General features: G+C 65.2%; 22 protein-coding genes. 9 read left to right on the top strand and 13 right to left on the bottom strand.

From position 1 onward, the window contains the following. Positions 1–63 precede the first annotated feature (63 nt). From VB672_RS13890 to VB672_RS13880, 3 genes are all read right to left on the bottom strand, one after another. Positions 64–369, bottom strand: a complete 306-nt coding sequence (locus VB672_RS13890) for an antibiotic biosynthesis monooxygenase family protein (RefSeq protein WP_329784872.1) — start codon at positions 367–369, stop codon at positions 64–66. A 141-nt stretch (positions 370–510) separates the two neighbouring features. Continuing rightward, complete coding sequence (polA, locus tag VB672_RS13885) at positions 511–3,564, bottom strand: DNA polymerase I (RefSeq protein ID WP_329784787.1); 3,054 nt, start codon at positions 3,562–3,564, stop codon at positions 511–513. Between the two features lie 75 nt (positions 3,565–3,639). Continuing rightward, positions 3,640–4,851, bottom strand: coding sequence for an ROK family protein (locus tag VB672_RS13880; protein WP_329784786.1), 1,212 nt, complete (start codon positions 4,849–4,851; stop codon positions 3,640–3,642). A gap of 221 nt (positions 4,852–5,072) precedes the next feature. Between VB672_RS13880 and xylF the strand changes: the two genes are divergently transcribed. From xylF to VB672_RS13860, 4 genes are all read left to right on the top strand, one after another. After that, a complete protein-coding gene (gene xylF, locus VB672_RS13875; RefSeq protein ID WP_329784785.1) occupies positions 5,073–6,116 on the top strand; it encodes a D-xylose ABC transporter substrate-binding protein in 1,044 nt (347 codons plus the stop codon). A 96-nt stretch (positions 6,117–6,212) separates the two neighbouring features. Next, positions 6,213–7,511 carry a sugar ABC transporter permease gene (locus tag VB672_RS13870; protein WP_329784784.1) on the top strand — a complete coding sequence of 433 codons (1,299 nt, stop codon included), beginning with the start codon at positions 6,213–6,215 and terminating at the stop codon, positions 7,509–7,511. Positions 7,512–7,523: 12 nt separating this feature from the next. Further along, positions 7,524–8,303 carry an ATP-binding cassette domain-containing protein gene (locus VB672_RS13865; RefSeq protein WP_329784783.1) on the top strand — a complete coding sequence of 260 codons (780 nt, stop codon included), beginning with the start codon at positions 7,524–7,526 and terminating at the stop codon, positions 8,301–8,303. Positions 8,304–8,446: 143 nt separating this feature from the next. Next, positions 8,447–9,199 carry an SDR family NAD(P)-dependent oxidoreductase gene (locus VB672_RS13860; RefSeq protein WP_329784782.1) on the top strand — a complete coding sequence of 251 codons (753 nt, stop codon included), beginning with the start codon at positions 8,447–8,449 and terminating at the stop codon, positions 9,197–9,199. A 174-nt stretch (positions 9,200–9,373) separates the two neighbouring features. Here the strand turns inward: VB672_RS13860 and VB672_RS13855 are convergent, their stop codons facing one another. Together VB672_RS13855 and VB672_RS13850 are read right to left on the bottom strand one after the other, a co-directional pair. Continuing rightward, entirely contained in the window at positions 9,374–10,699 is a 1,326-nt protein-coding gene (locus tag VB672_RS13855; protein WP_329784781.1) for an AmpG family muropeptide MFS transporter, read from the bottom strand. A 60-nt stretch (positions 10,700–10,759) separates the two neighbouring features. Then, entirely contained in the window at positions 10,760–11,584 is an 825-nt protein-coding gene (locus tag VB672_RS13850; protein ID WP_329784780.1) for an SIR2 family NAD-dependent protein deacylase, read from the bottom strand. Between the two features lie 138 nt (positions 11,585–11,722). On the opposite strand from VB672_RS13850, the gene VB672_RS13845 reads away from it, so the two are divergent. Continuing rightward, positions 11,723–12,298: an NUDIX domain-containing protein gene (locus tag VB672_RS13845; protein WP_329784871.1), complete on the top strand. Its 576-nt coding sequence runs from the start codon at positions 11,723–11,725 to the stop codon at positions 12,296–12,298. Positions 12,299–12,301: 3 nt separating this feature from the next. Here VB672_RS13845 and fghA read toward each other — a convergent pair whose 3' ends face one another. Further along, positions 12,302–13,147, bottom strand: coding sequence for an S-formylglutathione hydrolase (gene fghA / locus VB672_RS13840; RefSeq protein ID WP_329784779.1), 846 nt, complete (start codon positions 13,145–13,147; stop codon positions 12,302–12,304). A 13-nt stretch (positions 13,148–13,160) separates the two neighbouring features. Further along, positions 13,161–14,273, bottom strand: coding sequence for an S-(hydroxymethyl)glutathione dehydrogenase/class III alcohol dehydrogenase (locus VB672_RS13835; protein ID WP_329784778.1), 1,113 nt, complete (start codon positions 14,271–14,273; stop codon positions 13,161–13,163). Positions 14,274–14,384: 111 nt separating this feature from the next. Here VB672_RS13835 and VB672_RS13830 point away from each other — a divergent pair, with 111 nt between their 5' ends. Continuing rightward, positions 14,385–15,050 (top strand): MBL fold metallo-hydrolase, encoded by a 666-nt coding sequence (locus VB672_RS13830; protein ID WP_329784777.1) that lies wholly within the window; start codon positions 14,385–14,387, stop codon positions 15,048–15,050. Positions 15,051–15,262: 212 nt separating this feature from the next. Here the strand turns inward: VB672_RS13830 and VB672_RS13825 are convergent, their stop codons facing one another. After that, positions 15,263–16,729 (bottom strand): catalase, encoded by a 1,467-nt coding sequence (locus tag VB672_RS13825; RefSeq protein WP_329784776.1) that lies wholly within the window; start codon positions 16,727–16,729, stop codon positions 15,263–15,265. A gap of 93 nt (positions 16,730–16,822) precedes the next feature. On the opposite strand from VB672_RS13825, the gene VB672_RS13820 reads away from it, so the two are divergent. Further along, positions 16,823–17,740, top strand: coding sequence for a LysR substrate-binding domain-containing protein (locus VB672_RS13820; RefSeq protein WP_329784775.1), 918 nt, complete (start codon positions 16,823–16,825; stop codon positions 17,738–17,740). A 33-nt stretch (positions 17,741–17,773) separates the two neighbouring features. Here VB672_RS13820 and VB672_RS13815 read toward each other — a convergent pair whose 3' ends face one another. Continuing rightward, entirely contained in the window at positions 17,774–19,009 is a 1,236-nt protein-coding gene (locus VB672_RS13815; protein WP_329784774.1) for a YeeE/YedE family protein, read from the bottom strand. A 223-nt stretch (positions 19,010–19,232) separates the two neighbouring features. On the opposite strand from VB672_RS13815, the gene VB672_RS13810 reads away from it, so the two are divergent. Beyond that, complete coding sequence (locus tag VB672_RS13810) at positions 19,233–20,264, top strand: cysteine synthase A (RefSeq protein WP_329784773.1); 1,032 nt, start codon at positions 19,233–19,235, stop codon at positions 20,262–20,264. A 61-nt stretch (positions 20,265–20,325) separates the two neighbouring features. On the opposite strand, the gene VB672_RS13805 is transcribed toward VB672_RS13810, so the two are convergent. The 4 genes from VB672_RS13805 to VB672_RS13790 form a co-directional block, all read right to left on the bottom strand. Next, positions 20,326–20,808, bottom strand: coding sequence for a hypothetical protein (locus VB672_RS13805; RefSeq protein WP_329784772.1), 483 nt, complete (start codon positions 20,806–20,808; stop codon positions 20,326–20,328). Between the two features lie 128 nt (positions 20,809–20,936). Next, positions 20,937–21,704 (bottom strand): sulfite exporter TauE/SafE family protein, encoded by a 768-nt coding sequence (locus VB672_RS13800; RefSeq protein ID WP_329784771.1) that lies wholly within the window; start codon positions 21,702–21,704, stop codon positions 20,937–20,939. 240 nt (positions 21,705–21,944) lie between these two features. Further along, positions 21,945–22,484, bottom strand: coding sequence for a GNAT family N-acetyltransferase (locus VB672_RS13795; protein WP_329784770.1), 540 nt, complete (start codon positions 22,482–22,484; stop codon positions 21,945–21,947). A 71-nt stretch (positions 22,485–22,555) separates the two neighbouring features. Next, on the bottom strand, positions 22,556–23,092 hold the full coding sequence (locus VB672_RS13790) for a helix-turn-helix domain-containing protein (RefSeq protein ID WP_329784769.1): 537 nt from the start codon (positions 23,090–23,092) through the stop codon (positions 22,556–22,558). 180 nt (positions 23,093–23,272) lie between these two features. Here VB672_RS13790 and VB672_RS13785 point away from each other — a divergent pair, with 180 nt between their 5' ends. After that, positions 23,273–23,530, top strand: a complete 258-nt coding sequence (locus VB672_RS13785) for a hypothetical protein (protein WP_329784768.1) — start codon at positions 23,273–23,275, stop codon at positions 23,528–23,530. The last annotated feature ends 13 nt before the right edge of the window (positions 23,531–23,543 follow it).

The following is a 23,543-nucleotide window of genomic DNA, read 5'->3' as shown; positions in this document are numbered from 1 at the left end:
TTGAGCGTCGAGGACCGGACGTGGATCAGCCGTCCACGCTTCACGCCCCGCCGCCCTCCTTCCCTATGCCGGATCAGCGTCCGAAGGGACGGAGCGGAAGGTGCCGACCTTCACCTCATGGGCCGTGAGGCCCTCGAACTGGCGATCCAGGCTCTCGTCAGCGTCACCGGACACGCTCTTGAAAGCGGCAAAATCGTTCGGCGTACGCCAACGGTCGATGGTGAGGTAGCGGCCGATCATCTGCTCGTCCCTGAGAAGTTCGGTCCCGAGGTAGCCGGGCGCCGTCTTGAACAGAACAGCCCAGGCGCCGTCCGAACCATAGGCCTGCTCGAAATCCTGCCGATGTTCGTTCGGGACGCTGAATTCCAGACGATCACGTGCATGCTTGGCGCATCATGTGGGAACGGAATCATGATATTCCTTGCTCAATGAGCGCCAGCCAATAATGAGCACCGGATGGATCCCGAAAGTGCAACTCCACTTTCGGGTCCCATGCTCTGGTCCCATGTTCTAATGCGCTTCGTCCCAGTTCTGCGCCGCGCGGGCTTCCACGGCGAGCGGCACCTTCAGGGTGATTGCCGGGAAGGGGGCTTCCGTCATCACGCGGGAGATCACCGGCAAGGCGGCGTCGACCTCGTCGTCCGGCACCTCGAACACCAGCTCGTCGTGTACCTGCAGCAGCATGCGGGCGGAGAGGCGCTCGGCTTTCAGGGCATCGTCCATGCGGACCATGGCGCGGCGGATGATGTCGGCGGCGGTGCCCTGGATCGGCGCGTTGATGGCCTGGCGCTCCACGCCGGCGCGCTCGGACGGGTTGCTCGACCGGATCTGCGGGTAATGACAGATGCGCCCGAACAGGGTGGTCACGTAGCCCTTGTCCTTACAGAACCGCTTCGTCTCGTCGATATAGGTGCGGATGCCGGGGAAGCGTTCGAAATACTGCTTGATGAACGCGGAGGCCTCCTGGTTCGGAATGCCGAGCCGCGTGGCGAGGCCGAAGGCCGAGATGCCGTAGATGATGCCGAAATTGATGGTCTTCGCCTGGCGGCGCAGATCGCCCGTCATCTGGTCGAGCGGCACGCCGAACATGGCCGAAGCCGTCGCCGCGTGAATGTCGATCCCTTCCGCGAAAGCTTCCTGCAGTTGCGGAATGTCGGCGATATGCGCGAGCAGCCGCAGCTCGATCTGGCTGTAATCCGCCGAGAGGATCTTGTGGCCGTCCGGCGCCACGAAGGCCTTGCGGATCTTTCGGCCCGCTTCCGTGCGGATCGGGATGTTCTGCAGGTTCGGATCGGACGAGGAGAGGCGCCCCGTCGTCGTGGCTGCCAGCGAGAACGAGGTGTGCACCCGCTGGGTCTGCGGATGCATGTGCTCCTGCAGCGTGTCCGTGTAGGTGGATTTCAGCTTGGAGAGCTGGCGCCATTCGAGGATTTTTGCCGGCAGCTCGTGGCCGGCCTGCGCCAATTCGTCAAGGAGCGTCGCGGGTGTGGCCCATTGGCCGGACGGGGTCTTCTTCGCGCCGGGCAGGCCCATCTTGCCGAAGAGGATGTCGCCGATCTGCTTCGGCGAGCCGAGGGCGAACTTCTCGCCGGCCATCTCGTGGATCTCGTCCTCGAGCCGCGCCAGCGTCTGGGCGAAATCGCCCGAGAGGCGGCTCAGGATCTGCCGGTCGACCATGATGCCGCGCATCTCCATGCGGGCCAGCGTGTCGACCATGGGGCGCTCGAGCGTCTCGTACACGGTGGCGCGCCGCTCGGCGACGAGGCGGGGTTTCAGCACCTGCCAGAGGCGCAAGGTGACGTCGGCATCTTCCGCCGCATAGGCGGTGGCCTTGGAGATCTCGACCTTGTCGAAGGTCACCTTGTTCCGGCCCGTGCCGGCGACATCCGAGAAGCTGATCGGCGAGTGGCCGAGATGGCGGCGCGAGAGCTCGTCCATGCCGTGCGAGCCCTTGCCGGCATCGAGCACGTAGGAGATCAGCATCGTGTCGTCGTAAGGCGTCACCTCGATGCCGTGGCGCTTGAACACGACCCAGTCGTATTTCAGGTTCTGTCCGATCTTGAGGACGGAGGAATCCTCCAGGAGCGGGCGCAGGACATCGAGCGCCTCGCCGACGGGGATCTGGCCCTTGACCAGGCCGCCGCCGAAGAGATCCGATTCATCCCGGTGCTGCAAGGGCACGTAACAGGCCTTGCCGGCCTCGAGCGCCAGGGAGAAGCCCACGAGATCCGCCCGGTTGGCATCGAGATCGCTCGTTTCCGTGTCGACGGCCACATAGCCCTGCTGGCGGGCCTGATCGATCCATTCCTTCAGGCGCTCGATGCTCGTGACGGTCTCGTAGGATGACGTGTCGATCGGAACCGACGCGGCTTCCGTGGCGCGCTTTCCGGCGAGCTGCGAGGGCGTGCCAAGGCCTTCGACGGGCTTGCGCAGGGTCGCGGTCTCGGGCAGGTCGAGGCCCGCGAAGGGATCGACCTCCCCCGCCGCCGCGTCGGCCTTGCCGAAGAAGGGCACGGCATCGTCGGTGGGCGCGGTGACCCCGGTCCCGTCGCGCTCCCAGCGGATCGCCTCGCCGCCGGGCAGGAGGCGCGGATCGGGCTCGATCGCCGCGGGATCGGCCTCGTAGAGTTCCGCCACGCGCCGGGTCAGCGTGCTGAACTCCATAGCCTTGAGAAAGCCGATCAGCGTCTTCGGATCGGGCTCGGGCAGGCGCAGGTCGTCGAGGGGCACTGGCACCGGGGCTTCGCAGTCGAGCGTCACGAGCTTCTTGGACAGGCGCGCCGATTCCGCATTGGCGATCAGGGTCTCGCGGCGCTTGGGCTGCTTGATCTCCGGCGCCCGCTCCAGGAGCGTTTCGAGATCGCCGTATTCCTTGATCAGCTGCGCGGCCGTCTTGAGACCGATGCCCGGCACGCCCGGCACGTTGTCCGAGGTGTCGCCCATCAGGGCCAGCACGTCGCCGATCTTTTCCGGCGGGATGCCCTCCCACTTCTCCGTGACGGCGGCCTCGTCGAGGTTGCGCTCGGGCCGGTAGCCGGGCTTGCCCTTGGAGCCCGATTCGAAATCGTAGAAGCACACCTTCGGCCCCACGAGCTGCATCAGGTCCTTGTCGGACGAGATGATGAGCACGTCGGCCCCGCGGGCCTTCGCCTGCTGGGTATAGGTGGCGATCAGGTCGTCCGCCTCGTAGCGCTGCAGCTCCACGGGCTCAAGCCCGAAGGCGCGGATCGCCTCACGCATGATCGGCATCTGGACCTTCAGGTCCTGCGGCGCATCCGGCCGGTGGCCCTTGTAGTCCTCGTAGAGCTCCTTGCGGAAGGAGCCCTCGGACTTGTCGAGCACGATGGCGAGATGCGTCGGCCGCAGGCCGGCCGCGCCGTCGCGCATGAACTGCAGGAGCTTGGACACGAAGAGCCGCACGGCCCCGGACGGCATGCCGTCCGACGAGCGGGCATTGTACTTCTGGTCCTGGTTCATGGACTGGAAGTAGGCCCGGAAGATGAACGAGGAGCCGTCGACGAGGAAGACATGGTCGCCGGCTTGGACGGGACGGGAGGAAGCCATGGGTGTCTTTTGGTGAGAAGATCGACCTGTAACAGATAGTGTTTTTGAAGGCCCGTGGCTACGCCCGCGGCCGGTTTATGCAGCCCTGAGGCGCGCGAGATCGAGATCCAGCTCGCGCAGGGCCTGCATGACGACGCCCTCCGTCAGCAGGTCCATGGAGGATTCCACCACATGGATGGCGGCGAGCGCGCGCAGCTCGGGAATTGTCTGCGAGTCGAGGGCCGCTTCGAACGAGGGACGCAGCAGGTCCATGGCCCTCGTCCCGGGGCCGCAGATGACGATGTGGTCGGGCTCCAGCGTCTGGATCAGGATGCCGACCGCATCGCCCAGAACTTCGCCGGCGGCCTGGAACAGATTGTGGAGGGCGGGATCGCCCGCCCGGGCCTGCTCGACGATCGATTCCATGGCGTCCTCGCTCGGCAGCAGCAGGGTCGGGGCCGGGCGGTGGTCGATGAGCTGCGCGTCCCGGTGCAGGGCGTAATCGGCGAGATAGGCCTCGATGCAGCCGCGCCCGCCGCAGCGGCATTGCGGGCCGCTCCGGCGCAGCCTCACATGGCCGAACTCGCTGCCGCCGAACCGGGCGCCGCGATAGAGCTCGCCCTGGATCAGAAAGCCGAGGCCGACACCGTCGCCGACCATCAGGCAGGCGGTGCGCCCGGATCGCAGATCCGAGTTTCGCTGCGTAATGGCAAAGGCCATGGCGCTGGCATCGTTCTCGATGAGGATGGGCTTGCCGAGCCTGTCACCAAGACCTGAGGCCAGCGGCAGATCGCGGGTGCCCAGCACCGGGCTCCAAGCGACGATCCCGTCCTTCGTGTCCACATAGCCCTGGCAGGCCAGGCCTATGGCCTTCACATCGTGGGCGCCGCTCTCCTCGGCGAAGGCCGTGATCGTGCCGGCCAGCACATCCATCAGCTCCTCGGCGCCGAGATTGCGCAGGGGGCGCTCGATATGGCGGCTGGCGCGGTTGCGCCCGGCGCTGTCCACAAGGCGCAGCTCGATGCGGTTGAACCCGGTCCAGACGCCGACCACCGAGCCGAGGGTCTCGGCAAAGTAAAGGCGGGTCTTGGGCCGCCCGCGGATGAGGCCAGAGGCCGAATCGGCAGCCTCTTCCGCGACCAGAATCCCCTCGTCGAGGAGGCTGGCCGTCAGGTCGGAGACGCTCGCCGGGCTCATGCCGAGATGCTGGCCGATCTCCACCCGCGCCATGGGGCCTTCCCGGCGCAACGCATCGAGCAAGCGCCGCCGGGCCATTTCACGAGGAGAGAGGGGGAGCATGGTCGCCATGATCATTTGTTCAGGTTATGAATAAAACAGTTCCAGGATAAGGGGATATCAGACGAAAATATAAGCCAGATGGAGCTTGAAGAGGCGAACGGCTGAGATAATTATTTCCGCGCTCGAAATATAAACATGGCAGAGCGAGCCATTTTGTCGGTCTGAGACGGACCGACGGCCTGTCATGCGCGAGGGACTTGCAAGGGAACGCAAGATCCAGGAGGAAGCCGATGCTATCGAAGAAACACGCACTGATCTCTCTTGCCGCTCTGGCGCTGTCCGCCACCGCCGCCTTCGCCCAGAAGGGCCCGGTCGTCGGCGTCAGCTGGTCGAATTTCCAGGAAGAGCGCTGGAAGACCGACGAGGCCGCCATCAAGGCAGCGGTCGAGAAGGCCGGGGGCACCTATGTGTCGGCCGATGCCCAGTCCTCGCCCGCCAAGCAGCTGACCGACATCGAAAGCCTCATCTCCCGCGGTGCCAAGGCGCTGATCGTGCTGGCCCAGGACGCGGACGCCGTGCGTCCGGCGGTCGAGAAGGCCATCGCGGAAGGCATCGCGGTGGTCGGCTACGACCGCCTCATCGAGATCCCGCAGGCCTTCTATCTCACCTTCGACAATGTCGAGGTCGGCCGTCTCCAGGCCCGCGAGGTGCTGAAGGTCAAGCCCGAGGGCAATTACGCCTTCATCAAGGGCTCGGGCTCCGATCCGAACGCCAACTTCCTGTTCCAGGGCTCGATGGAAGTGCTGAAGACTGCCATCGATGCCGGCAAGATCAAGAACGTGGGCGAAGCCTATACCGACGGATGGCTCCCGGCCAACGCGCAGCGGAACATGGAGCAGTTCCTCACCAAGAACAACAACAAGATCGACGCGGTGATCGCCGCCAATGACGGTACCGCGGGCGGCGCCATCGCGGCGCTCGCCGCGCAGGGCCTCGCCGGCTCGGTCCCGGTCTCCGGCCAGGACGCCGACAAGGCGGCCCTGAATCGCGTGGCGCTCGGCACGCAGACCGTCACGGTGTTCAAGGATGCCCGCGAACTCGGCCGCAATGCCGCGGAGATCGCCATCCAGCTGGCCGGCGGCAAGAAGCTTAACGAGGTCCAGGGGGCGAAGTCCTGGAATCTCGGCCCGAAGAAGCAGAACATGACGGCGCTCTTCCTCACGCCCGTCGCGATCACGAAGGACAACCTCGACGTGGTCATCAATGCCGGTTGGGCCTCCAAGGAAGTGGTCTGCCAGGGCGTGAAGGCCGGTACCGTGAAGGCCTGCAACTGATCTCGCCTTCGACGCCTATCATCCCCGGCAGCGTCATGCCGCCGGGGATGACATTCTTTTATCCAAACCCTTCGTTTGTCCTTTGAGCGTGACGTGATGACCGCACCCGTTGCCACGACTGCCCCGCCGCCGACCGCCGCTTCCGGTTCGCTCCTGTCGAAGCTCGAGATCGATGTCCGGATGCTCGGCATGCTGGCGGCGCTCGCCGTCATCTGGATCGGCTTCGACATCCTCTCCGGCGGCGTCTTCCTGACTCCGCGCAACCTCTGGAACCTCTCGGTCCAGACCGCTTCCGTCGCGGTCATGGCGACCGGCATGGTGCTGGTCATCGTCACACGCAACATCGATTTGTCGGTCGGCGCGATCCTCGGCGTCGTCGGCATGATCATCGGCGTCGCCCAGGTGCAGTGGCTGCCGGCCTATCTCGGCCTTGAGCATTGGCTGACCGCACCGCTCGCCGTGCTCATCGCCCTCGTCGTCGGCGGATCGATCGGCCTGTTCCAGGGCTGGCTCATCGCCTATCTCAGCATTCCGTCCTTCATCGTCACGCTCGGCGGCCTCCTCGTGTGGCGCGGCGCGGCCTGGTGGGTCACGACGGGCCAGACCGTCGCGCCCATGGACACCCGCTTCAAGGCCTTCGGCGGCGGCGTGGAAGGCGCGCTCGGCGCCACCACCACCTGGATCATCGCTGCCGTTGCCTGCGGCCTCATCATCGTGGCTTTGGGCCTGACCCGCCGCCGTCGTTTGCGCTTCGGGTTTCCAGTGCGTCCTGGCTGGGCCGACGCGGTGATTGCCGTTGTCGCCTGTGGTGCCGTTCTGGCAACCGCTGCGATCTTCAACTCCTATCCCATGCCGATGGGATCGGCCCGGGCCTGGGCTGAGGCCCGCGGCATCGCGTGGCCCGAGGGCGGCCTGTTCATCTCGCAGGGCGTGGCCCTGCCGGTGCTGATCGCCATCATGGTCGGGCTCGTCATGACCTTCATTGCCACGCGCCGGCGGTTCGGACGCTACGTGTTCGCCATCGGGGGCAATCCGGAGGCAGCCGAGCTCTCAGGCATCAACACCCGCTGGACGCTGATGAAGGTGTTCGGCCTCATGGGCCTGCTCTGCGGCATCTCCGCCTGCATCTCGACCGCGCGCCTCAACGCGGCGACGAATGCGGCCGGCACCCTCGACGAGCTTTACGTGATCGCCTCCGCAGTGATCGGCGGCACGTCGCTGGCCGGCGGCATCGGCACGATTGCAGGCGCCATGCTGGGCGCGCTCGTCATGCAGTCGCTGCAATCGGGCATGGTGCTGCTCGGGGTCGATACGCCCTTGCAGAACATCGTCGTCGGCGCGGTTCTCGTGCTCGCGGTCTGGGTCGACAGCCTCTACCGCCGTCGCATCAAGTAAGGAAAGCGCATCATGCACACGAATGGAACGACGCCTCTCGTCGAGATGCGCAACATCTCCATCGCCTTCGGCGGCATCAAGGCCGTGGACGGCGTCTCCGTCGATCTTCGCCCCGGGGAAGTGGTCGGCCTGCTCGGCCACAACGGCGCCGGCAAGTCGACGCTGATCAAGATCCTGTCCGGAGCCTACAAACCGGATGCTGGCGAGATCTTCGTCAACGGCGAGCACGCCGATATCGCGACGCCCCGCGATGCCAAGCGCTACGGCATCGAGACGATCTACCAGACGCTGGCCCTCGCCGACAACATCGACGCTGCCGGCAACATCTTCCTAGGGCGCGAGGTCCTCACGCCCTACGGCACACTCGACGATGCGACCATGGAGGCCGAGACCCGCAAGGTCATGGCCCGCCTCAACCCGCATTTCCGCCGCTTCAAGGAGCCGGTGAAGGCGCTCTCGGGCGGGCAGCGGCAATCGGTGGCGATCGCCCGGGCGATCTATTTCAACGCCCGCGTGCTCATCATGGACGAGCCGACGGCCGCGCTCGGCCCCGCCGAGACGCAGCAGGTCGCAGACCTCGTGCTGCAGCTGAAGAAGGAGGGCATCGGCATCTTCCTCATCAGCCACGACATCCACGACGTGTTCGGCCTCGCCGACCGCGTCAGCGTGATGAAGAACGGCAAGCTCGTGGGCTCGGCGAATGTGCAGGACGTCACGCAGGACGAAGTGCTCGGGATGATCATCCTGGGCAAGTGCCCGCCCGGCGCGACACCGGGACCCGGCGCGAGCTGAGGGCCGTTGCATCAGCCCGGATGCAGCGTGAGCGAAGATCCGGGATTGCGTGCCGAGATAAAGGACGTTCTCGTCAAACGGTCCCGGCTTCTGCTATGCAGACCCGGGATGACCGCCAGTTTATTGGAACAAGGTGAAAATCGATGACCCAGACCATCTACGGTTCCCTGAAGGGCAAGACCGTTCTCATCACCGGCGGTGCCAGCGGCATCGGCGAGAGCATCGCGCGTTCTTTCCATGCCCAGGGCAGCAAGGTCGCGGTTCTCGACTACAATGCCGAGGCTGGACAGGCTCTGGCGAAGGAACTCGGCGAGCGCGTGCATTTCGAGCACAGCGACGTGCGCGACATCCCTGCCTTTCAGGCGGCGATCCGGCGCGCGAGCGACGCGCTCGGCCCCATCACGATCCTCGTCAACAATGCGGCCCGCGACGACCGCCACACCATCGACCAGGTGACGCCGGAATATTGGCGCGAGCGCTTCGCCACCAATCTCGACCATCAGTTCTTCGCCGCTCAGGCCGTGCTGCCCGACATGGAGAAAGCCGGCGGCGGCTCGATCATCAACATGGGATCCACGAGCTACATGGTGAGCGACGATTCCTTTGCGGCTTACAAGACCGCGAAGTCCGCCGCGGTCGGACTGACCCGTGCCCTTGCCCGTGAGCTTGGATCGAAGAACATCCGCGTCAACTGTCTCGTCCCGGGCTGGATCATGACCCAGCGCCAGATCGACCTCTGGCTCACGCCTGAAGGCGAGAAGGAGCTGCTCAAGCGCCAATGCGTGAAGCGCAAGCTCGTGCCGCAGGACATCGCCAATTTCACGCTCTTCCTCGGCTCGGACGATTCCAGCGCCATGTCGGCGCAGACCTATCTCGTGGACGGCGGCTGGGTTTGATCGCCGCTTAGGAGTGGTTGGCTCGGACGACGAAGGTCGATTAAGATCGTTGATGAGGTGCTCTTTCCGTCATGGCCGGGCTAGTCCCGGCCTTTCCGATCTTTAAGGGCTGGCGCCTTTCACATCGGGAACGCCGGCACAAGGCCGGTGATGACGTGAAGGATGGCGGAGAACTCATGCCCTCGAGCCGGCCCCCACCGGCGTGGCGGTCATCTCGACTGTTTCGTCTTTCTCCTCCACCGTCTCCATCGTGTCCCGCCGAACCACGAAGCACAGGATCACCAGCGGGATGCCGATGCTGGCGGTGGCGGTGAAGAGGAGGGGATAGCCGTAGGCGTCCACCACTGCGCCCGAGGCGCCGCCAATGAGTTTGCCGGGCAGCGCATAGAGCGAGCTCAGAAGCGCGTATTGCGTCGCCGCGAAGCCCGGCGAGGTGAGGCCCGACATGTAGGCGATCAGGGCGGAGCCCGCAAAGCCCGCCGCGAAGTTGTCGAAGCTGATCGTCAGGGTCAGCAGGTCGAGCCGCGCGCCTTCCGCGGCGAGCCAGGCGAACATCAGGTTCGAGGAGGCGGCGATCACGGCGCCGATAAGCAGCGTCCACCACAGGCCGAGCCGCGTGAGCGCCAATCCTCCCGCAAAGGCCCCGATGATGCCGACCCATACGCCGTAGAGCTTCGACACGTTGGCGATGTCGGTCTTGGAGAAGCCGAGGTCGATGTAGAGCGGGTTCGCCATGACGCCGGCGACGAAATCCGGCAGCCGGAAACAGGCGATGAGGATGAGGATCGGGATGAGGATCAGCCCCTTGCGTCGAAAGAGATCGGTGAGAGGCTCGATGATCGCCGCGGTGATCGGGAGGCGCTCGCGCGCGGCGCTCTCGTTGCCGCGCGGCGCAAGGAGCGTACCGACGAGACCGACACCCATGAGTGCGGCCATGGCCAGATAGGCGCTACGCCAGTTCACGAACTCCGCGATGTAGAGCGCGCCCGCGCCCGCGCAGATGAGGGCCAGCCGGTAGCCGAGCTGATAGGACGCAGCCATCATGCCCTGGCGCTCGGTGGACGCCACGTCGATGCGCCAGCCGTCGACCACCACATCCTGCGTGGCCGAGGCAAAGGCGACGAGAAGCGCCGAAGCGATCGTGAGGGACAGGCTCGTCTGCGGATCGCTCACGGCGATGCCGACCAGTCCCAGGGCCGTGACGATCTGCGCGAACATCATCCAGCCGCGCCGCCGCCCCAGAAGGTTTGCGAGACCCGGCACGTCGTAGCGGTCGACGATGGGAGCCCAGAGAAACTTGAAGGAATAGGCCAGGGCCACCCAGCTCAGCATGCCGATCTCGGTGCGGGAGATGCCTGCCTCCCTGAGCCAGGCCGACAACGTGCTGAAGACGAGCAGGAAGGGCAGGCCTGAGGAAAAGCCTAAGGGCAACATGAGGGCGATGCGCCCATCGGTCAGAACGTCGCGAAGGGAAAGACGGCGTTTCGGTGCGGCGGCCATGACATCATCTTGGAAGCGAGAAGGGCCGCCACATTGGCACAAGGTGATGCCGATGCAAAATCAGGCATCATCCTCTTTCGCCTCTACGGCCTTGTGAAGCTTGGCCAAAAAGGTTTCGAGGGCTTCGTCAGGCTTGCAATCCTTTTCCGTCAGAACCTGCAGACCCCATTGCTCCAGAACCGCCTGCTCGACAGGGTTCGGGCGCAGCATAAACACATAGGATTGCGGCCGGTCCCGTTCGTAGCCCGAATCCGCCCAGGTCTTCCAGAGCCGGTGCATGAGGAAGCGGATGTTGAGATCCGTCATGCTGTAGCCGATGAACAGGATCGTCTTGCCCAGCGCATCGGATCGGAACTTGATGTCGAGGGGGGACTCGAAAGACAGGCGCTCGAGGTAATCGGTCTCCGCAATGACGATGGAACCGTCGTCGTCGAAGTCGCCATGGTACTTGACGATCTGCGTCACCCCCGGCCGAACACGGGCGATGTCCTTGGCATTGACGATCTTGACGTAATCCTTGCCCTGCAGGTCGAAGGAGGTTTCCAGGTTGCGGTCGAAATTCGTCGTGTAGATGATCGGGAAGTCGAGCCTGCAGATGAGCTCGTGCACGCGGGATTTCTTCAGAGTCGCCTCCGGAATGGTCCAGTTCCGGTCCATCCAGCTGCGCAGGGGCCCGATGCTGCCCTGCTTGAGGCGGTAATATTCCGCGAGCGTCAGATAATTGAGGTCCGCTCCCTTGAAGTCGGACAGGTCGATCTTCAGCTCCTCCGCAATATGCTCGATCAGGGTGCTCCAGGAGGGCAGGCCCACGGTCATGGAGACCCCGGCACCGGCAAACAGGATCGCCTGCCTTCTCCTGATGGCCGTAACCAAACCTTCCAGCACGCAACTCTCCTTCACTAGCGTGTGCTTCTAACGCACGAAGACGGCACTCTGCTTCACCTCGGCCTGACGGTGAGGGATAACTTGAGCATTTCGCGTGTTGTCTTAGGCTTCGGCACCATCGAACGGAGAGAGCAGGACGTGGCAGGCTATCGAATCCAAAAGGTCGAAACCCTCTATGAAGGCTGGCGCAGGCTTCTCAAGGTCACGGTCGAGATGCCGGATGGCCGGACCATGGCGCGGGAGGTCCTGAACAGCACCGACGCCGCTGCGGTGCTCCCTTACGATCCGGAAACCCGCAAGGTCATCCTGATCCGGCAGTTCCGCGCCCCCGTCATGCATGTGGAGGGCCATCCGGACTTCCTGGAGGCCGTGGCGGGCCTGCTCGACGGGGACGAGCCGGAGGCCTGCGCCCGGCGCGAGACCATGGAGGAGGCGGGGCTTCGCATCACCGAGCTGGAGCCGGTCGGGACCGCCTGGTCGGCGCCCGGCATGACGACGGAGCGCCTCCACCTCTTCCTCGCGCCTTATACGGCCGCCGACCGGGTCGGCGAGGGGGGAGGGCTCGCCGAGGAGCACGAGGAGATCGAAGTGCTGGAAATCGGTCTTGACGAGCTCATGAGCCTGCTGGAGCGCGGCGCCATTGCCGACATGAAGACCCTGGCCCTGGTCCAGGCCCTGCAGCTCCGTCATCCTGAGCTGTTCCAGACGCGGTGAAGCCTAGCGGCCGAGGCGCTCCGCATGCCAGCGCAGGTGGTCTTCGATGAAAGTGGCAATGAAGAAGTAGGAGTGGTCGTAGCCTTCCTGCATCCGCAGCGTCAGGGGCTGGCCTGCCCTGGTGCAGGCCGCCTCCAGGAGCTGAGGCCTGAGCTGGCTGTCCAGGAAGCCGTCGGCCGTGCCCTGGTCCATCAGGATATCGGGCACGCGCGCACCATCCTCGATCAGCGCGCAGGCATCATAGTCGCGCCAGGCTGCGCGGTCGGGGCCGATATAGTTCGACAGGGCCTTCTCGCCCCAGGGGCAGTTCATGGGCGAAGCGATGGGCGCGAAGGCCGAGACGGCCTTGAAACGCTCCGGGTTGCGAAGCGCCAGGGTCAGCGCCCCGTGGCCGCCCATGGAATGGCCGGTGATGCCCTGGCGGCCCATGTCGGCCGGCAGGTTCTCGGCCACCAGACCCGGCAGCTCGCGCTCGAGATAGGAGCGCATGCGGTAGTTCCTCGTCCACGGCTCCTGCACCGCATCCACGTAGAAGCCGGCACCCAGGCCGAAATCGTAAGCGCCCTCCGGATCGTCCGGCACGCCCTCGCCGCGAGGGCTGGTGTCGGGGGCGATGAGGATCAAGCCGAGCTCTGAGGCGACCCGCTGTGCGCCCGCCTTCACGGTGAAGTTCTCCTCCGTGCAGGTGAGCCCGGAGAGGAACCACACCACCGGCACCTTGCCCCCGTTCGCCTGCGGCGGAATGAAGACCGCAAGGCGCATGGGCGTGCCGGTTTCCCGTGATGCATGGCTGTAGACGAACTGCGTGCCGCCGAAGCAGTGTGCTTGCGAGACGATCTCGAAACTCAACGATCCGCTCCGCTCAATAGACGATCACGGAGCGGATCGACTTGCCCTCGTGCATGAGGTCGAAGGCGGTGTTGATCTCGTCCAGCGGCATGGTGTGGGTGATCAGATCGTCGATGTTGATCTTGCCCTCCATGTACCAGTCGACGATCTTCGGCACGTCCGTGCGCCCGCGCGCGCCGCCGAAGGCCGTGCCCTTCCAGACACGCCCGGTGACGAGCTGGAACGGACGGGTGGCGATTTCCTTGCCAGCTTCCGCCACGCCGATGATGATGCTCTCGCCCCAGCCGCGGTGGCAGCATTCGAGCGCCTGGCGCATGACGTTCACGTTGCCCGTAGCGTCGAACGAGAAGTCCGCGCCGCCGCCGGTGAGGTCGACGATGGCCTGCACCACCTTGTCGCTGCCGACCTCGTTGGGGTTGATGAAGTCGGTCATGCCGAACTTCTTCGCCATCTCGACCTTGGCCGGGTTGATGTCGACGCCGATGATCCTGTCGGCGCCGACCATGCGGGCGCCCTGGATCACGTTGAGACCGATGCCGCCGAGACCGAACACCACCACGTTCGCGCCAGGCCACACCTTCGCGGTGTAGATCACCGCGCCGATGCCCGTGGTGACGCCGCAGCCGATGTAGCAGATCTTGTCGAAGGGCGCGTCCTCGCGCACCTTTGCAAGCGCGATCTCCGGCAGCACGGTGAAATTGGCGAAGGTCGAGCAGCCCATGTAGTGGAACACGGTTTCCCCGTCGCAGCGGAAGCGCGAGGTGCCGTCGGGCATGAGGCCCTGACCCTGCGTGGCGCGGATTGCGGTGCAGAGATTGGTGCGGCGCGACAGGCAGGATTTGCAGTTGCGGCACTCGGGGGTGTAGAGCGGGATGACGTGATCGCCGGGCTTCAGCGTGCTCACGCCGGGGCCGACCTCGCGCACGATGCCCGCGCCCTCGTGGCCGAGGATCGCCGGGAACTTGCCCTCCGAGTCGAGCCCCGAGAGGGTGTAGGCGTCGGTGTGGCACACGCCCGTCGCCATCACCTCCACGAGCACTTCGCCGGCCTTTGGGCCTTCGATGCGGATGGTCTCGATGGTGAGCGGCTTGCCAGCCTCCCACGCCACGGCGGCCCTGGTTTCCATGCTCGTATCCTCGCTGTGATTCGGTGCCGGGACTATGTGAAGCCGGGCGATGGAAGGTCAAGGGAAGCGGCTTCCCAGGCGCAGCCTCAGGGCATATGTCTGGTCAACCCCATGAAGGAGCCGCCTGTGCCCGACGTTCGCGCTACCATCATCCCCGTGACGCCCTTCCAGCAGAACTGCACATTGCTCTGGTGCGAGAAGACGAAGAAGGCCGCCGTGGTCGATCCCGGCGGGGATCTCGACCGCATCCGTCAGGCCGTCGCGCAGGCCGGGGTGAGCGTGGACAAGATCATCCTCACGCACGGCCACATCGACCATGCCGGCGGCGCGGCCGAGCTGCGCGAGGATCTCGGCGTACCGATCGAAGGGCCGCACGAGGCCGACCGCTTCCTGCTGGAACGGCTTGCCGAACAGGGGCAGGCTTATGGCTTTCCGGCCCGCGCCGTCACACCGGATCGCTGGCTGAACGAGGGCGATACCGTTGACCTCGGCGATCTCACCCTCGACGTGCTGCATTGCCCCGGCCACTCGCCGGGCAGCGTCGTGCTCGTCTCGCCGAAGGAGCGCTTCGCGCTCGTGGGCGATGTGCTGTTTCAAGGCTCCGTCGGCCGGGTCGATCTTCCGGGTGGCGACGGCAAGGCGCTGATCCGCTCGATCAAGGACAAGCTCCTGCCGCTCGGCGACGACATCGCCTTCATCTGCGGCCACGGTCCCATGAGCACCATCGGCCAGGAGCGTCAGACCAATCCGTTCCTGCAGGGCGAGGGGTTGCTTTAGTTTCCACCTGAAGCGCTGACGATTTCTCCCACGTCATCACCGGCTTCATGCCGGTGATCCCGATCGTTTGAGGGCAGCGCCTTTCTGATCGAGATGGCCGGCACAAGGCCGGCCATGACGTCGAGGATTGCGACCTGACATCTAAAGAACAAAAAACGGCCCGGGATTGCTCCCGGGCCGCTCTCCTTTTGTCCCTACGGATTTTTATACGCTTATTCCGCAGCCTGGATCATCACGGCGCCCTTGAGGCCCATGCGGTCCGCCACGCCAAGGCCGTAGGCCTTGTCGGCGAGGTAGAAGTGCACGATCTGGCGCTTCACGATCGCCTCGGGCACGCCCTGCATCGCCTCCGCGATGTTGTCCATGAGCCGGTTCTGCTCGTCCGGCGTCATGAGGCGGAACAGGTCGCCCGGCTGCCTGTAGTCGTCGTTGCCGGCGCGATGATCGTAGCGGTCGGCATCGCCAGAGATCTTCAGCGGCGGTTCGGCGGCGCGCTGCGTCTGCGCCGGGCCGTTGAAGGAGTTCGGCTCGTAGTACGCATCGCCCCGGTTCGGGATGTCGAACAGCATCGAGCCGTCCGCATGATAGTGATGCACCGGGCAGCGCGGACGGTTCACCGGCAGCGCCTCGTAATGCGTGCCGACGCGGTAGCGGTGTGCATCCGCATAGGCGAAGATGCGGCCCTGCAGCATCTTGTCCGGTGAGAAGCCGATGCCGGGCACGATGTTCGACGGCGAGAACGACGACTGCTCGACTTCGGCGAAGTAGTGCTGGGCATTGCGGTTGAGCTCGAGGATGCCGACCTCGATCAGCGGATACTCAGCGTGCGGCCACACCTTGGTGACGTCGAACGGGTTGTAGGAGGTCTTCTCCGCATCCGTCTCCGGCATGATCTGCACGCAGAACTTCCAGCGCGGGAAGTCGCCACCTTCGATGGCTTCATAGAGGTCGCGCTGCGCACTCTCGCGGTCCTTGGCCACCACGGCCTCGGCCTCGCGGTTGGTCCAAGTCCTGATGCCCTGCATAGACTTGAAGTGGAACTTCACCCAGAAGCGCTCGCCGGCCTCGTTGATGAACGAGTAGGTGTGCGAGCCGAAACCGTGCATGAAACGGTAGCCCTGGGGCAGGCCGCGGTCGGAGAACAGGATCGTCACCTGATGCAGAGTCTCGGGGCTGAGCGACCAGAAATCCCACATGGCCGTCGGAGAGCGCAGATTCGTCGCGGGATGGCGCTTCTGCGTGCGGATGAAATCGGGGAACTTCACCGGATCGCGCACGAAGAACACCGGCGTGTTGTTGCCGACGATGTCCCAGTTACCTTCTTCCGTGTAGACCTTCAGCGCAAAGCCGCGCACGTCGCGCTCGGCATCCGCCGCACCGCGCTCGCCGGCAACGGTGGAGAAGCGCAGGAAGACTTCCGTCTGCTTGCCGATCTCGGAGAAGACCTTCGCCTTCGAATACTGGGTGATGTCGTTGGTGATGGTCAGAGTGCCGTAGGCGGCCGAGCCCTTAGCATGAACCACGCGCTCGGGAATGCGTTCCCGGTTCTGGTGCGCGAGCTTCTCGATCAGCTGATAGTCCTGGAGCAGCAGCGGGCCGCGGGCTCCTGCCGACAGGCTGTTCTGGTTGTCGGCAATCGGCGCGCCGGCCGTCGTGGTCATCGTCGTTTGTTTTGTCATGGTCGTCCCCATTGAGTGCCGCGCAAGATGCCGTTGGGGCCCGATAAGATCCAATTGTATTGATTACAAAGTGCGATCAGATATTCTTATCGCATGGTCACACTCCGTCAGTTACGTTACTTCGAAGCTCTGGCGCGCACGAAGCATTTCGGCATGGCGGCCGATCAATGCGCCGTCACGCAGCCGGCCCTCTCCATGCAGATCAAGGACCTGGAGCGGGAACTCGGCGTGGAACTCGTGGAGCGTCGGGGCAACACCATCGCCGTGACACTCGCCGGCCAGGAGATTGCGTCCCGGGCCGAGGCGATCCTGAACCAGGTGCGCGAACTCTCCGACTTTGCCCGTCAGCATCAGGGCGTCCTCACGGGCCCCCTGCGCCTCGGGATCATTCCGTCGGTTGCGCCCTATCTCCTGCCGGCGATTCTGACCGACGTGGAAAGGCAATATCCGGCTCTCGATCTCCAGATCCGCGAGACGCAGACGGGGGCGTTGATCGAGGAATTGGTCCGGGGGGATCTCGACGCCGCCCTTCTCGCGCTGCCGATCCAGCAGCCGCAGGTGGAGACCATGGCGCTGTTCGACGACCGCTTTCTCATCGCCGTTCAAAGACAGGCCGCCCAGGGCTGGGCGAACGGCGATCTGCGCACCCGGATCGGGCAGGAGCGCCTGCTCCTCCTGGAAGAAGGTCACTGCCTCAGGGATCAGGCCCTGCAGTTCTGCCACATCGCCAACATGCAGGCGCGCAAGGCTCTGGGGGCCGCCTCGCTGACCACCATCATGCAGATGGTGGCGGCAGGCCACGGGATCACCCTGCTTCCCGAACTCTGCGCCCAGGCCGAGGTCGATCGGCAGCGGGTCGCGCTCATCGAGTTTCCCGAGGACGCGCCCATGCGCACGGTTGGACTGGCTTGGCGCCGCACATCATCCCGCAAGAGCGACTTCACGGCTCTCGGCAACCTGATCCGGTCGATCAAGCAGCCATATGCGGCGGCAGGAAAACCTGCCGCTTGATGAGGAGCCGAGATCCATTCGGCCCCTTTGCCGTCAGCAGCCGGTGAGCTTCACGCGCTCCACTTCCAGACCGAAGAGCGGACGCAGGCGCGTGCCGACGACGTTGCCGGCGAAGGCGGCCACCAGCCAGACCCAGCCGTGCAGGCTGCCGGACGCGATGCCTGAGAAATAGGCCCCGATGTTGCAGCCATAGGCCAGGCGCGCGCCATAGCCGAGAAGCAGGCCGCCGACGACGGCCGCGACGGCGGAGCGCAGCGGCACCTTCCAGGTGGGGGCGAAGCGGCCGGCAAGAGCGGCGGCCAGAAGCGCCCCGAGGATGATGCCAAAATCCATCACCGTCGTGATGTCGTTGAAGATGCTGCCGTTGAGCTCGGCCTGCCGGGCCGGCGTGGACCAATAGGGCCAGCTTGCCACGTCGAAGCCGATGGCGGCTGCGATCTTCGAGCCCCAGAGGGCGAAAGCCGAGGTCACGCCCCAGGGACGACCGGCGAGATAGAGGGTCACGAAATTGAGCAGCGCCAGGGCGACCGCGCCGGCGACCAGGGGCCATGGCCCGCGGGTAAAGCGTGCAAGACCATGGCGCGGGGAGGGGGCGGGCTGGATGAGCTGGCCGTGGCGTCGCTTTTCAAGAACGACGGTCACAGCGGCGATGATCGCGAAGACCGCGAGCTGCATGGCGAGAGCCGTCCAGGGGCCCCAGGTCTTGATGATCGAGATCGCCGGCAGGCTGGGCAGCGCGACCCACCAGTGCAGATGCGCCGCCCCGATGGCGGAGCCGGCGATGAAGGCGGCAAGCGTGATCACCATGCGCGTGGAGCCGCCGCCCACCGTGTAGAGCGTGCCCGAAGCGCAGCCGCCGCCCATCTGCATGCCGATGCCGAAGATGAAGGCGCCGAAGATCACCCCGATACCCGCCGGCGACACGTTTCCGGCGACCGCCTGACCGAACAGGGTGCCGGAGGCGAGGACGGGAAAGAACAGGATGGAGGCGATCGCCAGCATCACCATTTGGGCCCGCAGGCCCTCGCCGCGGCGGTCCGCGATGAAGACGCGCCAGGCCGAGGTGAAGCCGAAGGCGGCATGATAGAGCACGAGCCCGAGCGCCGCGCCGAGCACGTAAAGCGCCCCCTGACGCGGATTGATGATGGCGCCCAGCAGCGCCGCGCCGCCGATGATGCCGGCCGCAGCGGCCAGGGAGGCCGGGGCATTGATGGTCAGGCTTGCACGGTTTCCGACGGAAAGAGGCGAAGCCACGGCAGAGCTCGACATGGTCGCTCCTGAACTTTCGTGAATGAATATGCGGATCGGCAGGAGCCTCCGGCCCCTCGTTGTCGTTTACAATGTGGTTCGTTAAAAAGAACGTCAAGGATTGCATTTATCTTTCTAACCACATATCTCTAATGTAAATATTGACGGTGAATGTTCGAACCGAAGGGTTTAAACGGGATTCGCCCCCTCATTGACGTTTCCTTGCAGCCCGCAGGTAGGTGCCATGACCATTCAGCCCGACGTTCCTGCCGCCATCGGCAACACGCCTCTGATCAAGCTTCGCCGCGCATCCGAACTCACCGGATGCACCATACTGGGCAAGGCCGAGTTCATGAATCCCGGCCAGTCGGTGAAGGACCGGGCCGCCCTGTTCATCATCCGGGATGCGGTGAAACGCGGGGCGCTGCGCCCGGGCGGCGTGATCGTCGAAGGCACGGCCGGCAACACCGGCATCGGCTTGGCGCTGGTCGCCAACGCGCTCGGGTTCCGGACGGTGATCGTGATCCCGGACACGCAGAGCCAGGAGAAGAAGGATATGCTCCGGCTCGCGGGTGCAGAGTTGATTGAAGTGCCCGCCGTGCCTTACGCCAATCCCAACAACTACGTGAAGGTCTCAGGACGGCTGGCCGAGCGCCTCGCAGCCTCCGAGCCGAACGGGGCGATCTGGGCCAACCAGTTCGACAACGTGGCGAACCGGCAGGCGCATATTGAGACGACGGGACCGGAGATCTGGGAGCAGACGGGAGGCAAGGTCGACGGCTTCATCTGCGCGGTCGGCACCGGCGGCACGCTGGCCGGGGTCGGCCTAGCCTTGAAGGAACGCAACCCGAAGATCCGGATCGGGCTTGCCGACCCGTTGGGCGCAGCTCTCTACAGCTATTACACGACCGGGGAGCTGAAGGCCTTGGGTTCGTCGATCACGGAAGGCATCGGGCAGGGCCGCATCACGGCCAACCTGGTCGATGCTCCCATCGACGTCGCGTTCCAGATCCCGGACGAGGAGGCGGTGCCGATCGTCTTCGATCTCCTGGAGCACGAGGGCTTGTGCCTGGGCGGATCGTCGGGGATCAATGTGGCGGGTGCCATCCGTCTCGCCAGGGAGCTCGGGCCCGGGCACACCATCGTGACCGTCCTGTGCGATTACGGCACCCGTTACCAGTCCAAGCTCTTCAACCCGGATTTCCTGCGCGGGAAGAACCTGCCCGTTCCCGCATGGCTCGAGAAGAGGAGCACGATCGATCCGGGACTCGTGTAGCGAATGTCATGACGTGAAGACGCCGCGTCCGATAGCGTTCGAACGCGGCGCGCTTTGAGGATCAGGCGGCCGAAGACGTGGTCGTTTCCGAACCCGTCGATGTCGACGAGCTGGGAGAACCCGACGAGGCACCGGTCTCGTCGGAACGCTGTTGCTGCGGCCGGCTGAGATTGGCCGGCGAGCGATTGGCCGTGGTGGTCGGCGCTGTCACGGCAGACGGTTTCAGGTTGACCGCGTGGACATCGGCCTGGATGCTCTCGATCAGGTCGACCAGCCAGGTCTCGCCGGTCTGAATACGCTCCCGCAGCGCTGATTTCGCGATGTCGAGTTTGGCCGAGATCTCCATCGTCGTGCGCGACGGCAGGTCGCTGAAATCCTGTTCGATGGCGGCAAGCTCGCGCAGGAGCTCGTCGCGCAGCCCGCGCTGCTCATCGGCCGTGATGAGCGGCGAGTTCAGCATGCCGCGCAAGGCAGCCCATCGCAGGCCGAGGGCGCTGACCGATTGCGTTCCGTCGAGTCCTGAGAGGTTTTGGGATTCGGCCACGAGCATTTCCTTTTCGCGAGCATTGAGAATCGAGACGTCGCAGGAAGGAGCACGGTTGTGGCGTCAATCGGGCAGCCGCTTCCGAAAAGCCGCTGGATCGCGTTCTATTTCGAGTATGGTTATCGAATTCAGCGGATAAAGAAATACAGTGTCAGGGCCGCGCCAACGGCGATGACGAGCCAGCGGATGACATTGGCCGGAAGCCGGCGGCCGAACACGACGCCGAGATAGCCGCCGATCACCGAGGCTGCGCCGACGATGAGCGTTTCGGGCCAGCTCACGAGACCGGCCGCGACGAACAGCACGACGGCCACGAGCTGGATCAGCGTCGAGCACAGATGCTTGGCGGAATTGATCAGGTGGAAATCGTCGCCTTCGGTGATCGCCAGCGCGGCCAGCATGACGATTCCCATGCCCGCCCCGAAGAAGCCGCCATAGACCGCCACGCCCGTCTGGAACGCGAGGCCCGCGGCCCACGCCTTCGTCGACGGGTGATGCCCCTCCTGCTTGCCGATGGCGCGGGCGAGCGCGACGATCTTCGGGCTCGCGGCAAAGAGCAGGGTGGCGAACAGCAGCAGCCACGGCACGAGCTGCCGGAAGGCATCGTTGTTGGTGACGGTGAGAATGTAGGCGCCGACCAATCCGCCGATGAGGCTGACGATGCCTAGAGCCGCGAAGCGCCTCGCATTGGCGGCGAGTTCCCGCCGGTAGGCCCAGGCGCTCGACAGGTTGGCGGGCGTGACCGCCACGGCGCTCGTCGCATTGGCGACCACGGGTGGGAGACCCGCGGCCACGAGGGCCGAGAAGGTGAAGAAGGTGCCGCCGCCGGCGATCGCATTGACGAGGCCGGCCGCAAGGCCCGAGGCGGCGAGGAGCGCCGCAGTGGAAAGGTCCATGATGGTGATCTGACGGAAATGCCAAGCAGGAGAGTTGAGGACGCCCGGCCTTAGCACGGTCGCCGGACCCGAGCCCACTAGGCCAAATGTCTAGAGCATCGCGCGGAAAAGTGGACCCGGTTTTCGCTGACGCGGCCCTTCGGGTCCGCGCTGAGTGATGCTCTCCCTTATGGAGGAAGCATCGGATGGATCCCAAAAGTGCAAATCCACTTTTGGGTCCGATGCTTTAGCGCAGCCCTCTCAGGCGGCGGAGATCTGCTTGTAGAACACGGTCGTGTCGCAGAATCCGCCCTTCGGCCACAGGGCATAATTCGGGATCACGCCGGACCGGGACCAGCCGATGCGCTCATAGAGGCGTTCCGCGTCGCCGCCCGTCACCGTGTCGAGCACGAGCACGGTCTTGCCGGCGGCCCGGGCCGCGTCCTCGGCCGCCCGCATGAGGGCGGCGCCGATGCCGCGCTTTCGTGCCGCGCGATGAACGAGCATCTTGGCGATGTCGGCCCGGTGCGGCTGGTTCTCCGGCTGCTTGAGCACGACCTGCACGGTGCCGACGATCCGTTCGCCCGCGTCCTCCTGGGCGACGAGCAGGATGCGCTCGCCGGCCGCGACGCCCTCGGCGACGCCCCGCCAGAAGGCGTCCGCTCGTTCTCGCGTCAGAGGCGACATGAAACTGACCGAGGCGCCGCCCTCGACGCAATCGATCAGAACGGCCGACAGGGCGCCGATCTGCTCCCTGGCTTCCTGCGGGGAGAGGTGGCGGATGGTGATCGACGTGGTCATGAGGTCGCTCAACGGTGAGTGCCGGCGCCGGCGCGCCCGTCGGTGGCGAGGGCCACCACGTAGCGGGCGGGTTAGTCGGCACGGTTGCGAAAAACAGTCGGCCGGTCGAGGCGCATGGACAGGCAATCGCCGGTCGCCAGATGGTGCGTCTCGTCGCCCAGGGTCAGAGAGATTTCGCCTTCGATGATCCAGATCTGCTGATAGACCGGAGAAGCGCGCGGGCCTGTGTCGTAGGCGACCCGCGCTCCGGGGGGCAGAACCACCTCGACGAGCTCGAACGGCGAGGGAAAGCCGGGCGGCGACAGATTGCGGCGCATGTAGCCGCTGTCCGGATCGCGCCAGACGCGCTGATCGGCGCGGCGCGCCAGGGGAGAGGCGCCCTGGCTGTCCTTTTCGGCGAACAGGGACGCCAGGGTCACGCCCAAGCCCGCGGCCAGCCTGTCGAGCACGGCGGCCGTCGGGCTGCTCTCGCCGCGCTCGATCAGGGAGATCATGGAGCGGCTCACGCCCGTGCGCTCCGCCAGCCCGTCCATGGTCATGCCGCTCTCCGTGCGCAGATCGCGCAGGCGCGTCGCCAAGTGAATGTTCAGGGCAGAGCTGCTATCCATTAAACTAGACTAAGACTCCAATATAATGGAGTCAACCCGTAGGATTAAGTCTCTCGCAAGCTTCCGAGGTTACGAAAGGGTCCTGCCAGGGCGCATCCCGGCCCATCTGGCTGCGGTTTGCTGTGGATCACGCCTGGGCTGTCCATTGCCCTCGGGAGAACAAAAGAAGATTTTCAAGGTATGTCGAACGTGATCCCTCTCGTGCCGCGTCTGAAGCAAGGCCGTCCCCCTGCCGCCGAAGCCGAGGAGAGGGCTGCGCTCGCGGCCGACCTGATCGAGTTGATCGAGCGGGTCCGGGAGCTCACCGAACACGTGGCCGGCCTTCCCGGCCCGCCCCTGCAGATCCAGCAGACGGCCCAGCAGCTGCTCGATGCCGGCACCGCTCTCGAGCGCGCCGTCGATTCCCTCACCGAGGGCGGCGAGTGGGTGCCGTTTTAGCACCGGCCCAAAG

This window comes from Microvirga sp. CF3016 (assembly GCF_036314085.1).
Classification (GTDB): domain Bacteria; phylum Pseudomonadota; class Alphaproteobacteria; order Rhizobiales; family Beijerinckiaceae; genus Microvirga.
The sequence above is the reverse complement of the archived record's forward strand: the minus strand, read 5'-3'. Positions and strand labels throughout refer to the sequence as shown.